This window comes from Microbacterium sp. SORGH_AS_0454, assembly GCF_031453395.1.
GTDB lineage: Bacteria > Actinomycetota > Actinomycetes > Actinomycetales > Microbacteriaceae > Microbacterium.
The window spans coordinates 3,003,287-3,017,051 of sequence record NZ_JAVIYS010000001.1; the positions used below are offsets into that span (position 1 = coordinate 3,003,287).

14 protein-coding genes are annotated in these 13,765 nt (G+C 69.0%); 6 read left to right on the top strand and 8 right to left on the bottom strand.

What is annotated here, in order from left to right:
- Positions 1-111: 111 nt before the first annotated feature.
- Positions 112-804, bottom strand: a complete 693-nt coding sequence (locus tag QE454_RS14480) for a class I SAM-dependent methyltransferase (protein ID WP_307460280.1) — start codon at positions 802-804, stop codon at positions 112-114.
- A gap of 97 nt (positions 805-901) precedes the next feature.
- Here QE454_RS14480 and QE454_RS14485 point away from each other — a divergent pair, with 97 nt between their 5' ends.
- Entirely contained in the window at positions 902-1,831 is a 930-nt protein-coding gene (locus tag QE454_RS14485; RefSeq protein WP_210075236.1) for an AEC family transporter, read from the top strand.
- Positions 1,832-1,903: 72 nt separating this feature from the next.
- The gene (locus QE454_RS14490) at positions 1,904-2,452 is read left to right on the top strand and encodes an HdeD family acid-resistance protein (RefSeq protein ID WP_210075238.1); all 549 of its coding nucleotides are present in this window, start codon (positions 1,904-1,906) and stop codon (positions 2,450-2,452) included.
- Between the two features lie 49 nt (positions 2,453-2,501).
- On the opposite strand, the gene QE454_RS14495 is transcribed toward QE454_RS14490, so the two are convergent.
- A complete protein-coding gene (locus QE454_RS14495; RefSeq protein ID WP_307460276.1) occupies positions 2,502-4,472 on the bottom strand; it encodes a S9 family peptidase in 1,971 nt (656 codons plus the stop codon).
- A 2-nt stretch (positions 4,473-4,474) separates the two neighbouring features.
- Positions 4,475-5,239, bottom strand: coding sequence for an SDR family oxidoreductase (locus QE454_RS14500; protein ID WP_307460271.1), 765 nt, complete (start codon positions 5,237-5,239; stop codon positions 4,475-4,477).
- A 142-nt stretch (positions 5,240-5,381) separates the two neighbouring features.
- Between QE454_RS14500 and QE454_RS14505 the strand changes: the two genes are divergently transcribed.
- From QE454_RS14505 to QE454_RS14520, 4 genes are all read left to right on the top strand, one after another.
- On the top strand, positions 5,382-5,858 hold the full coding sequence (locus tag QE454_RS14505) for an NfeD family protein (RefSeq protein ID WP_210075244.1): 477 nt from the start codon (positions 5,382-5,384) through the stop codon (positions 5,856-5,858).
- Complete coding sequence (locus tag QE454_RS14510) at positions 5,855-6,799, top strand: SPFH domain-containing protein (RefSeq protein WP_307460268.1); 945 nt, start codon at positions 5,855-5,857, stop codon at positions 6,797-6,799. Before QE454_RS14505 ends, QE454_RS14510 begins: the two co-directional genes overlap by 4 nt.
- Complete coding sequence (locus QE454_RS14515) at positions 6,796-7,593, top strand: glycerophosphodiester phosphodiesterase family protein (protein WP_307460265.1); 798 nt, start codon at positions 6,796-6,798, stop codon at positions 7,591-7,593. Before QE454_RS14510 ends, QE454_RS14515 begins: the two co-directional genes overlap by 4 nt.
- A 93-nt stretch (positions 7,594-7,686) precedes the next feature.
- Complete coding sequence (locus QE454_RS14520) at positions 7,687-8,058, top strand: RNA polymerase-binding protein RbpA (protein ID WP_307460263.1); 372 nt, start codon at positions 7,687-7,689, stop codon at positions 8,056-8,058.
- Between the two features lie 15 nt (positions 8,059-8,073).
- On the opposite strand, the gene lnt is transcribed toward QE454_RS14520, so the two are convergent.
- The 5 genes from lnt to QE454_RS14545 form a co-directional block, all read right to left on the bottom strand.
- Positions 8,074-9,666, bottom strand: coding sequence for an apolipoprotein N-acyltransferase (lnt, locus tag QE454_RS14525; protein WP_307460259.1), 1,593 nt, complete (start codon positions 9,664-9,666; stop codon positions 8,074-8,076).
- Positions 9,663-12,146, bottom strand: coding sequence for an RNA helicase (locus QE454_RS14530; RefSeq protein ID WP_307460254.1), 2,484 nt, complete (start codon positions 12,144-12,146; stop codon positions 9,663-9,665). Before QE454_RS14530 ends, lnt begins: the two co-directional genes overlap by 4 nt.
- Positions 12,143-12,904, bottom strand: coding sequence for a twin-arginine translocase subunit TatC (gene tatC / locus QE454_RS14535; RefSeq protein ID WP_210075391.1), 762 nt, complete (start codon positions 12,902-12,904; stop codon positions 12,143-12,145). Before tatC ends, QE454_RS14530 begins: the two co-directional genes overlap by 4 nt.
- A 63-nt stretch (positions 12,905-12,967) precedes the next feature.
- The gene (gene tatA, locus QE454_RS14540; protein WP_210075255.1) at positions 12,968-13,219 is read right to left on the bottom strand and encodes a Sec-independent protein translocase subunit TatA; all 252 of its coding nucleotides are present in this window, start codon (positions 13,217-13,219) and stop codon (positions 12,968-12,970) included.
- Between the two features lie 88 nt (positions 13,220-13,307).
- The gene (locus QE454_RS14545; RefSeq protein WP_309668723.1) at positions 13,308-13,721 is read right to left on the bottom strand and encodes a WYL domain-containing protein; all 414 of its coding nucleotides are present in this window, start codon (positions 13,719-13,721) and stop codon (positions 13,308-13,310) included.
- Between the last annotated feature and the right edge of the window lie 44 nt (positions 13,722-13,765).

Sequence of the window (13,765 nt, forward strand, 5' to 3'; positions counted from 1 at the left end):
ACGGGCCGAAACGGGTCAAAGTAATCTATTCCACACCGACGCGGTTGCCAAGCCAAGCGCAGGGTATCCCCAACCCCTAGCCCCTCAACGAAGAACCGGCGGGCGTTGCCCTCAGCGCCGACAGACGAAGAACAACCGCCGCGCATCGTCGTCGACCGGGACGCCTCGACCGCCGCTCACCTCGACCCGCGTGAACCCGGCATCGGCGAGCATCTCCCGCACCTCGGTCAGAGCCACGGCGTACTCCGCGATCGTGTCCTCCACGATCGCCCCGGCGCCTTCGATCCGCACGTGCCAGTCGTAACGATCGTCACCGACGGAGTGAATACGCATCGACACAGTCGTCCCGTCGGCCTCGGTCGTGTGCTCCTCACCGGCATCCGTCCGCAGACGGCCGAGGGTGTTCATGTCGAAGAGGAACACCCCGTCGTCCGCCAGGTGCGCCGCGGCCGTGGCAAAGACCGAGGGCCAATCTCTCCCGGGCAGGTGATTGATCGTGTCGTAGACGCACGCAACCACGTCGAACGTGCGTTCCAGCGACAGCGACCGGATGTCTGCTGCGACGAACGCGGCATCCAGTCCCTTCGTCCGGGCGATCTCGAGCATCTCGGGCGAGACGTCGACGCCCACCTTCTCCCACTCCGCGGGCAGCAGCTCGAGGACGGCTCCGGTGCCGCAGCCCAGCTCGAGCACCGAAGCCGGAGAAAGTCCCGACTCCCCCGCCCGTCGCTCGACCCACCCGGCGAAGGCCTCGGCCGCCCCGCTCTGGACGACGTCGTAGAAGGGTGCGAACTCGGAATACATGGGCCTCATCCCACCACGACGTCACGGACGGGACCAAGACCCCCGCTACGCTCGAAGCGATGACTCCCCCAGCCGCCCCCGTGCCAGCCCCCGGCGCATGAGCGGCGTCTTCACCGGATTCGCCGTCGTCGGACTCGCTGTCGTCGTCGGCTACGTCATCGCCCGCATCGACCTGCTGGGCCCGCACGCGCGACACGTGCTCAGCCGCCTGACGTTCTTCGTCCTCTCGCCGTTCCTGCTGTTCACGGTGCTCGCGAAAGCCGACGTCGCGACGTTGTTCTCGGCGCTGCTTCCGGTGTCGATGATCACCGCCGCCGTCATCATCGGCATCTACGCCCTCGTCTCGGCCCTGATCCTGCGGCGCCGTGTCGGCGAGACGGTGATCGGCGCGCTGTCGGCGGGCCAGGTCAACAGCAACAACATCGGCATCCCGATCTCGCTCTACATGCTCGGGAACGCGGCCTACTCGGCCCCGGTGATCCTGTTCCAGTTGCTGATCCTCATGCCGATCGCCCTCTCCATCCTGGATGCCGCGACCTCGGGCTCGCGAAATCTCGGGCGCCTTCTGCTGCAGACGGCGAAGAACCCCATGCTCATCGGCTCGGCTCTCGGTGTGCTGGTGGCCCTGCTCGACATCGATCTGCCGCCCATCGTCTTCGACCCCCTGCACCTCATCGCGGGTGCCTGCGTGCCGGTGCTGCTGATGTCGTACGGCATGTCGCTGTACGGCCAGCGCGTGCTGACCGAGCCGGGGAGGCGTGTCGACGTCGTGATCGCCTCGGCGCTCAAACTCCTCGCGATGCCGGCGTTGGCGTGGCTCGTCGCGACGCTGTTCGCCCTGCCCGCCGACCAGGTGTTCATCGTCGTCGTGCTCGCGGCTCTCCCGACGGCGCAGAACGTCTTCAACTTCGCGCAGCGCTACGGAGTCGGCGAGATCCTGTCGCGGGACGTCGTCTTCATCTCCACCCTCGGCTGCCTGCCGGTGCTGTTCACCGTGGCGCTCCTGCTCGAGCACTCCCCCGCGTAGCCCCGGTCGCGCTCGTCAACCCTCGGGTCTAGGGTGAGACCTGTTCTCAGCTTTCACTCAGAAAGGCTCGTCATGTCGCCCTCCACGACCAGTCCCGCCGTCGGCGCCGTCCGCACTGCGCTCGGCGTCAGCGGAGTCCTCTCGCTCGTCATCGGTCTGCTCATCCTCATCTGGCCCGGCCGCACCGCCGAGGTCGCCGTCGGCATCATCTCGGTCTACGTGATCATCGCTGGCCTGGTGAACATCGGCATCGGACTGTTCTGGCGCTCCGGTTGGGCGCGTGTCGGCTATCTCGTGCTCGGCGTGCTCTTCATCGTCGCGGGCATCTTCTCGTTCGCGAACCTGTCTGCCACGACCGCGTGGTTCGGGGTGTTCATCGGCACCCTGGTCGGCATCCTGTGGATCATCGAGGGCGTCGTCTCGCTCACGACCGCCGGTCACGCCTCGAAGGCGCGAGCCTGGACGATCTTCTTCGCGATCGTCAGCATCGTCGCCGGGATCGTGCTGCTGTTCTCGCCCCTGCTGGGCGCGGTGACGCTGTTCCTGCTGATCGGCATCTCGCTGGTGATCCTCGGTGGCTTCCAGATCGTTCGCGCGATCCAGTTCGGCAAGGCCGTCTGACCTTCATCGACGAGGGGCCCGGATGCCGTGGCATCCGGGCCCTTCTCCATCACCGCACCGGCAGGTAGCGGCTCCACCAGTCGAGAACCGCTTCGAAGCGCTGCACGCGGTGCTGCGGGCGACCGGCGCGCGTGAGTTCGTGGTCTTCGCCGGGGAAGACCAGCATCTCGGCCTCGACGCCGTTGCGCTTGAGGGCCGCGTAGTAGCGCGTGGCCTGCTCGAGCGGGCAGCGGTAGTCGAGCTCGGAGTGCAGCACGAGCGTGGGCGTCTCGACCTCATCGACCACGGCCATGGGGCTCTGCGCGGCGACCAGGAGCGGATCGGTGCCGACGTACTCGTCGCCGAAGAACGAGCCGATGTCGCTCGACCCGGGGAAGGCCGTGGGGTCGAGGAACCCGCGCTCCACGATCGCACCCGTGAAGCGATGATCGTGAGCGATGATCCAGGCGGTCATGTACCCGCCATACGACCCGCCCATCACGCCGACCCGTTGCGCGTCGAGCCGCGGGTCTGCCGTGACGATGCCGTCGAAGAAGTCCATGACGTCGAAGTAGTCGAGCGTGCCCATGCGGCGGCGGATCGACCGGCCGTGCGCGCGGCCGTACCCGGCACTCCCCCGCGGGTTGCTGTACACCACGGCGTAGCCGGCGTCGACGAGCACCTGCGTCTCGTCGAACAGGTGCACGCCGTAGGAGGCGTACGGGCCGCCGTGGATCTGCAGGATGACGGGGAACGGTCCCTCGCCTTCGGGCACCGCGACCCAGCCGTGCACGGGGTACCCGTCTCGGCCGGCGACCTCGTGCTCGACCGGAACGACGATGCCCGCCGCCTGCGCGGCGGCGCCGAACGTCGTGAGGGCTCGCACCTCGGGCCCGTCGATGACAACGAGCTCGCCGAAGGATTCGGGAGAGGCGACGGATGCCACGATCCGGCCCCGCGCCACCGCGTGCCCCGACACCTCGAGGTCACCGCCGAGCACCTGCTCGACCCGCCCCTCGCGCGATACGCGCAACAGACGCAACCGGCCGCGCGTGCGGTCCTGCACGAGGACGTCGTGGCCGTCGAAGGAGAGGTGGCTGCCGACCTCGCCGAGGTCGATCGTCTCGGGGTCGGTGAGCAGGCGGGGGCCGTCGACGTCGAGCACGAAGAGCGCGACACCGGGCGCGACGAAGTCGGCGCCCTCGTCGCCCACGTCGTTCGCGAGTGCGAAGACGGCGCCGTCGGGTGCGACATCGACCGTCGCCACGGAGAGGTTCTCGGTCGACCCCAGCACCTCGCGCTGCTCGCCGCTGTCGGCGGAGATCGCCACGATCCGGTCGCGCAGGTCGCGGCGAGCGGTCTCGATCACGTCGGGCACGCTCAGCAGTTCGGCGCCGTCGGTGGTCCAGACCACGCCGCTCCAACTCGTCTCACCGTGGGTGAGCTGCACGGCGGGCTCGGGCACGACACGCTTCTGCGAGGCCTCCAGACCGGGGGCCGGCTCATAGAACGGCTCAGCATCGGTGGCGGGTGCGTCCACGACGAACACCTGGGCGGGCCGATCGAGGTAGCCGAGACCGTTCGCGTGCCAGCGGATGCCGGTGATCCGGCGGGGCGGTTCGGCTGCGGCATCCCGGCCCTCGACGGTGCCGTACCGCCCGGGTTCGAGAACGCGCGCGGTGAAGCCGAGACGCGAGCCGTCGGGCGACCAGGCCAGGTCCAGCACTCCCCCGGGCTGGTCGGTGACCTGCACGGGTTCGCCGCCGTGTTCGGCGACGACGAAGACCTGGGCGCGGCCCCTGTCATCGGGACGAAGGAACGCGATGGTGCTGTCGTCGGGCGACAGACGAGGACCGCGGTCCGCTACCCCGCGCGTGATGCGGCGCGGCGAGCCGTCGGGCAGGTCGACCCGCCACAGCTGGCCCACCGCACGGTCGGCCTCGAGGTCGGGGCGCGAGGTCGCGAAGACCGCGAACGCACCCGTGGCGGCGATCGCGGGCCGACCGACCCCGATCAGCGTCTGGATGTCGGTCGGCCGCACGGTCACTCGCCTCCGAACGAACCCGTGTCTCCGACGAGGCGGGTGTTGTCGGCCGGAACGGGGTCGACGGCCGCACGGGCGACCTCGGCGGCGAACTCCGACACGTTGTAGAGCTTGCCCGCCTCTTCGCGGCGAGACGAGATCGCGCCGGGGTTGGCGCGCTCGAGCAGGGTCGCCGTGATGGTGCCCTCGATCATGTCGCCCGAGACGACCGTGAAGCCGATGCCGCGCTCCCGCAGGGCGGGGATCTTCTCGCGCAGGGCGTCTTCGCCGGCGCGCTTGGACAGGGCGACCGGCTCGTACTCGGGCATGGTCGGGGTGGTGCGGATGAAGTGCGCCTGGTGGCTGGTGACGAAGACCACGCGGGCGTCGTCCTTCAGTAGGGGCAGGGCCGTCTCGAGCACGTTGACCTGGGCGTCACGGTTGAGCAGCAGAGCGTAGTCCTCGGCCATGCCCGACTCCATGCCGCCCGAGGCGTTGAGGACGAGGATGTCGAGGCCGCCGAACGTGCGCTCGACCTCGTCGAACATCGCCTTCACCGATTCGGGATCGGTGAGATCCGCGCCGACCACAAGGGCCTCGACGCCGAGCTCGCGCAGCTGCGTCGCGAGCTTCTCGGCGCGGGGCGCCTTGTTGCGGAAGTTGATGACGACATTCGCGCCGGCCTCGGCGAAGTAGCGGACGGTGTCGGCGCCGATGCCGCGCGACGAGCCGGTGACGAGGGCGGTCTTGCCGCTCAGCGAGCCGGACGGGAGGGTCTGGGACACGGGAGTTCTCCTGACGATTCGGGATCAGCCACCAGCCTATCGACCGGGATGCCATGCCCCGGCGACGTCGACTCCTGTGGGGACGTCGAGAACCGGCCCGGGTGTCGGCAGCCGGTGCTACGTTCAGGCGAGGAGGCACGAAATGGACGTTCTCTCCACCCTCGAGACCTGGGCCTGGATCGGTTGGATCCTGCTCATCCTCGTCTTGCTCGTGTGCGAGATGCTCACGGGCGAACTCACGTTCCTCATGGTGTCGGCGGGAAGCCTCGTGGGGCTCGTCTCCGATCTGTGGGGTGCACCGCTCTGGCTGCAGATCATCGCGGCCGCCGTGGCTTCCGTGGCGCTGCTGCTGTTCGTACGCCCGCCATTGGTGCAACGGCTGCACCGCGGCTCCGATCCCCGACCGTCGAATGTCGAGGCGTTGCTGGGACTCGAGGGACTCGTCCTCTCGCGGATGTCCGCGTCGGTTCCGGGGCAGGTCAAGCTCTCCAACGGCGACGTGTGGACCGCACGCGCCGACACCGACACACGGATCGACCCCGCCACGCGCATCGAGGTCGTCCGCATCGACGGCGCCACCGCCGTCGTCCGCGCGCGCAGCCAGGAGGCGACGTCATGAACGAGCTGATTCCCCTAATAATCGGTTGGGTCCTCGCGGCGGTGGTGACCATCTTCGTCGTCGTCGTGCTGTTCCGCGCGATCCGCATCATCCCGCAGGCGCGCGCCGGTGTGGTCGAGAGGCTCGGCCGGTACCACAAGACCCTGTTGCCCGGTCTCAACCTCGTCGTGCCCCTGGTCGACCGCGTGCGACCGCTCATCGACATGCGCGAGCAGGTCGTGTCGTTCCCGCCGCAGCCGGTCATCACCGAGGACAACCTCGTGGTCTCGATCGACACCGTCGTGTACTTCCAGGTCACCGATGCGCGGGCAGCGACCTATGAGATCGCCAACTATCTCGGCGCCGTCGAGCAGCTCACCACCACGACGCTGCGCAACGTCGTGGGCGGACTCAACCTCGAGCAGGCCCTGACCAGCCGTGACAACATCAACGGGCAGCTCCGTGTGGTCCTCGACGAGGCCACCGGCAAATGGGGCATACGGGTGGGTCGCGTCGAGCTGAAAGCGATCGATCCTCCCCTCTCGATCCAGGACTCGATGGAGAAGCAGATGAGGGCCGAACGCGACCGCCGCGCCGCGATCCTCACGGCCGAGGGGTCGAAGCAGTCCCAGATCCTCGAAGCCGAGGGGCGTCGCCAGGCCTCGATCCTCGAGGCCGAGGGCGACCAGCAGGCCGCGGTCCTGCGCGCCCAGGGTGAGGCCCAGGCGATCCAGTCCGTCTTCGCGGCCATCCACGAGGGCCGGCCCGACGACAAGCTCCTCGCCTACCAGTACCTGCAGATGCTCCCGAAGATCAGCGACAGCGCTTCCAGCAAGCTGTGGATCATCCCGAGCGAGTTCACCGAGGCGCTGAAAGGGATCTCCGGAGCATTCGCCCCGAAGAGCGCGGGCGAGGACTCCCCCACCCTCACGCCCGGATCGAGCGGTCCCGCACCCCGATGACACGGCATCCCTACCTCTCTCGCTCCTCGCCGCGCGTGCTCGCTCATCGCGGTCTGGTGACACCGGATGCCGCCGCCCAGGGCGTGGTCGAGAACTCCTTCGCCGCGGTGGCGGAGGCGCACGCGGCCGGGGCCGAGTACGTCGAGTCGGACTGCCACCTCACCGCCGACGGCGAGGTCGTGCTGTTCCACGACGACGACCTGAAGCGGGTTGCCGGCGATCCTCGGGCGATCGCCGATGTGCGCCTACGCGAGATCGAGGAGCTGATGGCCGAGCGGGGAGGTCTCGTCACCCTCGCTCAGGCCCTCGAGGCGTTCCCCGAGGTGCGTTTCAATCTCGATGTGAAGGCCGCGGCCGCAGCCCAAGAGGTCGGTCGGCTCGTCGCCCCTCACGTCGAGCGCGTGCTGGTCACCAGCTTCTCCGATGAGCGACGCCTCGACGCGCTCGCCGCCGCGCGCGAGGCGGGAGCTGCGACGCGCCCGGCCACCTCCCCCGGGTCCGGCACGATCGCTCGGCTCCTCGCCGCGCGCGCCCTGCGTCAGACGCGACGCGTCCGCGCCCTGCTCGAGAGCGTCGACGCCCTGCAGATCCCCGAACGGCAGGGGCCGATCCGCGTCGTCTCGCCCGGCCTGATCCGCGACGCGCACGCGGCCGGGGTCGAGGTGCACGTGTGGACCGTCAACGACGAGATCGACATGTCACGTCTGCTCGACCTCGGCGTCGACGGCCTCGTGACGGACCGCGCGGACGCCGCCCTCGCGGTGGTGAACGAATGGGGAACGACGCCTGTCTGAGCATCCACTGTGAAACTCGTCAGGACGCGCACAGTTCGAATAAAGCGCACAGGTGCGAACGTTATACATGGGGACCGACGAGAGGACCACAAAATGGCAGACCGCAGTCTCCGCGGCATCCGACTCGGCGCCCAAAGCCTCCAGAGCGAAGACGGCGTCGTGTTCCACGACCGTGCACAACACACCTACTCCTGCAGCACCTGCGGACGCGACACCGTCCTGACCTTCGCGGCTGACGCCGAAGCGCCCGACGCCTGGGAGTGCCGCACCTGCGGTGCCGAGGCTCTCCTGCGCATCGGCGAGGGCACGGCGACCGTCGACCACAGCGCCGACAAGGCCGCCCGCACGCACTGGGACATGCTCCTGGAGCGTCGCACGATCCCCGAGCTCGAGGAGCTCCTCGAAGAGCGCCTCGCTTTCGTCCGCGCTCGTCGCGGCGCCGGGAACGAGAAGCTCAGCGCCTGACGCTGACCCGCCGATTCAGACGCCGGCCCCTTCGGGGGTCGGCGTCTTCTTCGTAGCCCGCGAGCGGATGGCCAGGACGAGCCCGGCGGCGATCAGCCCCGCGAGGCTCCCCCACCCGAGAACGATCTTCACGGCCGGCCCGATCACGACGGCCGGGGTCAGTCCGGTACGAAGCGGCACGTCGGTGAGCATGTGTCCCGCGGTGTCCGGCGGCAGGGAGTCGAGCGTCGAGCCGTCGGGCGCGATGACCTGGCTGGTGCCCACCGTCGACAGGTTCACCACCGCGCGGCCGGTCTCGATCGCGCGCATCTGCGCGAAGGCCAGCTGTTGGAGGTTCTCGTCGGTGCCGCGGAAATCGGCGTTGTTCGTCTGGAACATGTAGACCTCGGCGCCCTCGTTCGCGCCGTCCCAGACGACGTCGTCGTAGATGACGTCGAAGCAGATCGCGAGCCCGACACCGACCCCGTCGAGATCGATCAGCGGCGGGGCCGTTCCGGGAGTGTACTCACGGCCGATGAGCCCGATCAGATCGGGGGCGAAGGGTTCCCAGAACGCGCGATCGGGAACGTACTCCCCGAACGGCACGGGATGCCGCTTGTCATAGGTCGACCCCTCCTGCCCGGAAGCCGTCCACAGCAATGAGGAGTTGAACAGCTCCGAGCCGCGCTCGGTGACCGCCGAGACCAGCAGGGGCGCATCCATGCGCCGCGAGAGCTCCGCGAGCGTCGCCGCCGTCGCCGGGTTCGAGGTGGGGTCGGAGTCGACACCGCCCTCGGGCCACAGCAGCACGTCCATCTTCTGTCCGAACAGCGGAGCGGATGCCGCGAGTTGCGCGTTCAGCACGGCGTTGCGCGAGCGCTGGTCGAAGTACCCCGCCGGACCATTGCCCTGCACCGCACCGACGCGGATCGAGCCCGCGTTGGTGGTGGGGAATGCCGGAAGGGCCAACAGCACCACCAGCACCAGCGCCGCGGGGAGGGCGCCGGCGACGCGGCGCACGCGCCCGCCGCGCACGAACTCGATCGCCATCGCGCAGAACAGCACGACCAGGAACGACAACCCCGACATGCCCACCCACGACGCGACCTCGGCGAAGGGGCTGTTGACCTGCGAGACGCCGATCCGCCCCCAGGGGAAGCCGCCGTAGGGCCACGAACCCACGATCTGTTCGCGCAGGGTCCAGAGGGCGGCCACCAGCGCCGGAAGCAGCAGGAGCCGTCCCACACGCCCCGGTGCGACACGGGGCAGCCAGCGATACGCCAGCGCGATCGGTGCCGCCAGAACGGCCGTCAGCAACGCCTCGAGGACGAACAGGGCCGCCCACGGGATGGGCCCGAGGTAGCGGGCGGTGAAGAGCAGGTTCACCGAGAAGAACGCCACCCCGAAGAGGAATCCGATCAGAACGGCCGACCAGAACCGGCGACCGATGAGGGTGACGAGCGCGAGCGCGACGGCGGGGAACGCCATCGGCCACCAGGCGAGGGCCGGGAAGGCGGTGACCAGCAGCAGTCCCGCCACCACGGCGAGGGGCGCGGCGAACGCGAGGCGCAGCGGTGGCGCGGGGGCTGCGGCCGGCGCTGCATCGACGGCCACGGACGAACGGCTCATGCCGAGGTGTAGGCCACGATGCCGCGTCGAACGGAATCGAGCGCGGTGCGAGCGGTCTTGGCGAGCTTGGGCTCGGCGACGAGCGAGATCTGGTCGAGCAGGTCGATGGTCTGCTTCGCCCAGCGGACGAAATCGCCCGCGGCCATGTCCGCGAGCGTCAGCACGCTATCGAGCGGCAGACCTTTCGCCCACGCGTGCATGGCCGGGGCAAGCCCGGAAGCGGGCGGCTCGGAGCCGGGCAGACGGTGGTCGCGCTCGAGGTCGTCGAGTTGCTGCCACAGGGTCTGCGTGGTGTCCAGAGCCTCGCGGAAGGCACCGCGCGGCAGCCCCCGCTCACCCGGGCCCGCCTCGTCTCGACGCGGTTCGTAGACCAGGCAGCACGCGAGCGCTGCCAGAGAGGGGGCGTCGAGTCCCTGCCACAGGCCCTGCCGCAGCGACTCGGCCACCAGCAGGTCCCGCTCGCCGTAGATGCGCCGCATCGTGCGGCCGGCCGGTGTGAGCACGGTTGCGCCGTCTTCCTCGATCGCCACGTACTCGAGGGTCGCGAGCACCTCGACCACACGGTCGAAGACGCGCGCGACGGTGCCCGTGCGCTGGTCGATCTGATGGCGGGTCTTGTCGGTGGTGCGCTTCAGCTTCCAGTACCGCTCCGCCCAGCGCGCGTGCGCCTCACGATCGGGGCACGAGTTGCAGGGATGCCGCTGCATCCGCTTGCGCAGCGACTGGATCTGCTGCTGTCGCTCGTCGCGCAGACGGCGGGGCGCCGTGGCATCGCGTCTATTGACCTTCTCGAGGTCGCTGAGCTCGCGGCGGATCGTGGAGTACTCGCGGAAGTCGCCGCGATCGCACGTCATGGCCTTCTCGTAGCCGTCGAGCGACTCCTCGGCCTCTTTCACCTGGCGGGCGAGGCCGACGACCGAACGATCGGCCTGGAACTGCGCGAACGACGACTCGAGGATCTCGCGGGCGCGGGCGCGGCCGAACTGATCGATGAGGTTGACGGCCATGTTGTACGTGGGCCGGAAACTCGAGTTGAGCGGATACGTGCGCCGCGAGGCGAGGGCGGCGACCGATTGCGGGTCGAGCCCCTCGGTGAACTGCACGACAGCGTGACCCTCGACGTCGATCCCGCGACGACCGGCGCGACCGGTCAACTGGGTGTACTCGCCCGAGGTGATGGCGACGCGCGCCTCACCGTTGAACTTCTCGAGCTTCTCGAGCACGACCGTGCGCGCGGGCATGTTGATGCCCAGGGCGAGGGTCTCGGTTGCGAAGACCACCTTGACGAGCTTGCGGCGGAACAGTTCTTCGACGACCTCTTTGAACGCCGGGAGCAATCCCGCGTGATGCGAGGCCATACCCCGCTCGAGGTTGTCGCGCCACTCCCAGAAGTGCAGCACGGCGAGGTCTTCGTCTTTGAGGGTGAAAGTCAGTTCGTCGACGATCTGGCGGATCTCGACGCGCTCCTCGGCCGAGGTCAGACGCACGTTCGCCCGGCGCAACTGCTGCACGGCGGCATCGCACCCGGCGCGGCTGAAGATGAAGAAGATCGCCGGGAGCAGGTGGTTTCGCTGCAGCAGCTCGACGACCTCGGGGCGGTCGATGCGCTCGATGCGCGGCCCCTGCTGCGCGCGCAGCGGCTTGTGTCCGCCGCGACGCTGGTGAGCGTGCCGCGGGCCGCCCGCATGCCGCTGGGAGCGGTACTCCTGCGCGCGACGGTTGTTCTCGTACCCGCCGGCGTTTCCGCCGCGGATGCGCAACAGCTCCTGGTTCACCTGCGCCGTTGCGACCCCCGCACGGTCGTCGAACAGGGGCAGCAGATCGCCCCGGACCAGGACGTGCTGTTCCAGGGGCACCGGCCGGGTCTCGGACACGATCACCTCGGTGTCGCCGCGCACGGTGTCGAGCCAGTCGCCGAACTCCTCGGCGTTCGACACCGTCGCCGACAGCGACACGAGCTTGACCGACGGCGGGAGGTGGATGATGACCTCTTCCCACACCGCCCCGCGGAAGCGGTCGGCGAGGTAGTGCACCTCGTCCATCACGACGAAGCGCAGGCCGCGGAGGGCCGGCGAGTCGGCGTAGAGCATGTTGCGCAGCACCTCGGTCGTCATCACGACGATGCGCGCCGAGGCGTTGATGTTCGTGTCGCCCGTGAGCAGGCCGACCTCGTCGTCGCCGTAGACCTCTTGCAGCTCGTGGAACTTCTGGTTCGACAGCGCCTTGATCGGGGTCGTGTAGAACGCCTTGTCACCCGGCTCGAGCATGGCGAGATGGATCGCGAACTCTCCGACGATCGTCTTTCCTGCGCCCGTGGGGGCGGCCACCAGGACGCTGCGGCCGTCCTCGAGGGCATGGCATCCGGCGATCTGGAAGTCGTCGAGCTCGAAACGCTGCATCTCGGCGAAGTCCGCCGTGTGCGGGTGCGTGGAACGGGCGGCGGCTCGAGCGAATCGCTCGGCCGGACTGGGCGAGCTCACGCGATGGGCCCCGACGGCATCTCGGACGCCGCGAGTCGGCGGGCCTTGCGCCGGTCGAACAGCATCGACACCCCGGCCGCCGCGAAGAACAGCACGGTCAGGATGCCAGCCAGCATCAGCATGCTGATGATGTCGGCCGCGGGGGTCGCGAGAGCCGAGAACAGGGTCGCGATGAGGATCGCCACGCGCCACCCCTTGAGGATCGCCTTGCCGCTCATGATGCCCGCGACGTTCAGGGCGACCAGGAACACCGGCAGCACGAACGCGACGCCGACCACGATCATCAGCTTGAAGACGAAATCGTAGTAATCGGTGGCGTTGTAGAAGTTGACGCCGCCCTCGGGGGTGAAGCCCCACATCAGCTCGATCACGTGCGGGACGATCAGCAGGCCGACCCAGCAGCCGACGAAGAAGAGCGGCACGGCGGATGCCACGAACCCGACCGTGTACCGGATCTCTTTGCGCGTGAGCCCGGGCATGATGAACGCCCAGATCTGCCACAGCCACACCGGCGCCGACAGGAAGATGCCGATCGAGAAGGCGATGCGCATGCGCAGATCGAAAGCCGAAGTCACCGAGGTGAAGTTCAGCGCCGAGAAGTCGTCACCGCGGCGCTCGGCGATCACGCGGATCGGCTCGGTGATGAGGTGGATGATCGGATCGGTGATGATGAAGGCCACCACCATGCCGACAACGAGCGCGAGCGCCGCGATCATCAGACGCTTGCGCAGCTCGACCAGGTGCGCCCCGATCGACATGCGCTTGTCGCGCCGCGGCCCTTCGGTCACGTCGATCCGCGGCGGTCCTGCCGTCGCCACGGGTTAGACGGTGGGGTCGGTCGACCTGCGCGGCTCGGGAGCGACGGTCGGCGTAGTGCCGGCGTCGGTGGCGCGCGGGGCTTCGGATGCGGCAGCGACCTCGTCGTCGCGCTTCATCTCCTTCATCTCACTCTTGAACACTCGCGCCGACTGACCCATGCTCTTCGCGAGAGCGGGGAGCTTGGCGGCACCGAACAGAAGAAGGATGACAGCGAGAACGATCAACAGGTGCCATCCGGTCAAACCCTGGAACATGGGGACTCCTCGTCTCGTTCGGGCGGTGCTTCAGTCTAACCCGGGCGCTGGGAGCGTGCTCCGCCGCGCGGGAACCCGGCGGAATCGGTCAGGATTCGGGCGTGTACTGCGCGAGTCCGGCAGCCGCCCAGGCAGCGGCCGCGCGCCGCGCCCCGGCGGGCTCCAGCAACTCGACCTCTCCCCCACGACGCGCCGCGAGCCGCTTGAGGCTCTGCTCGTCCGCCAGCCGGAGGGAGGCGACGGCCAGAGCATCGTCTGCTTCCTCGATCTCGGCGCGCTCGAGGTAATCGGACAACAGGGGCGCCACCGCCCGGGGGAAGCGGAAGCGTGCGACGACCTCGTCCTCGGTGGGCGCGAAGAGCTCGGGCACCGGGTCGGCGCCGTGCACGGCCGCGATGTCGGTGACGCACGCGTCGCTGACGCGGTCGAGATGGAAGGTGCGTACGGCCTGTCGCAGGTGATCCCAGCCCTGCAGGTACCACTGCCCGTTCGCGATGTGCACCTTGATCGGGTCGACCGTTCGGGTGATGGGGTCGGCACCGGGGG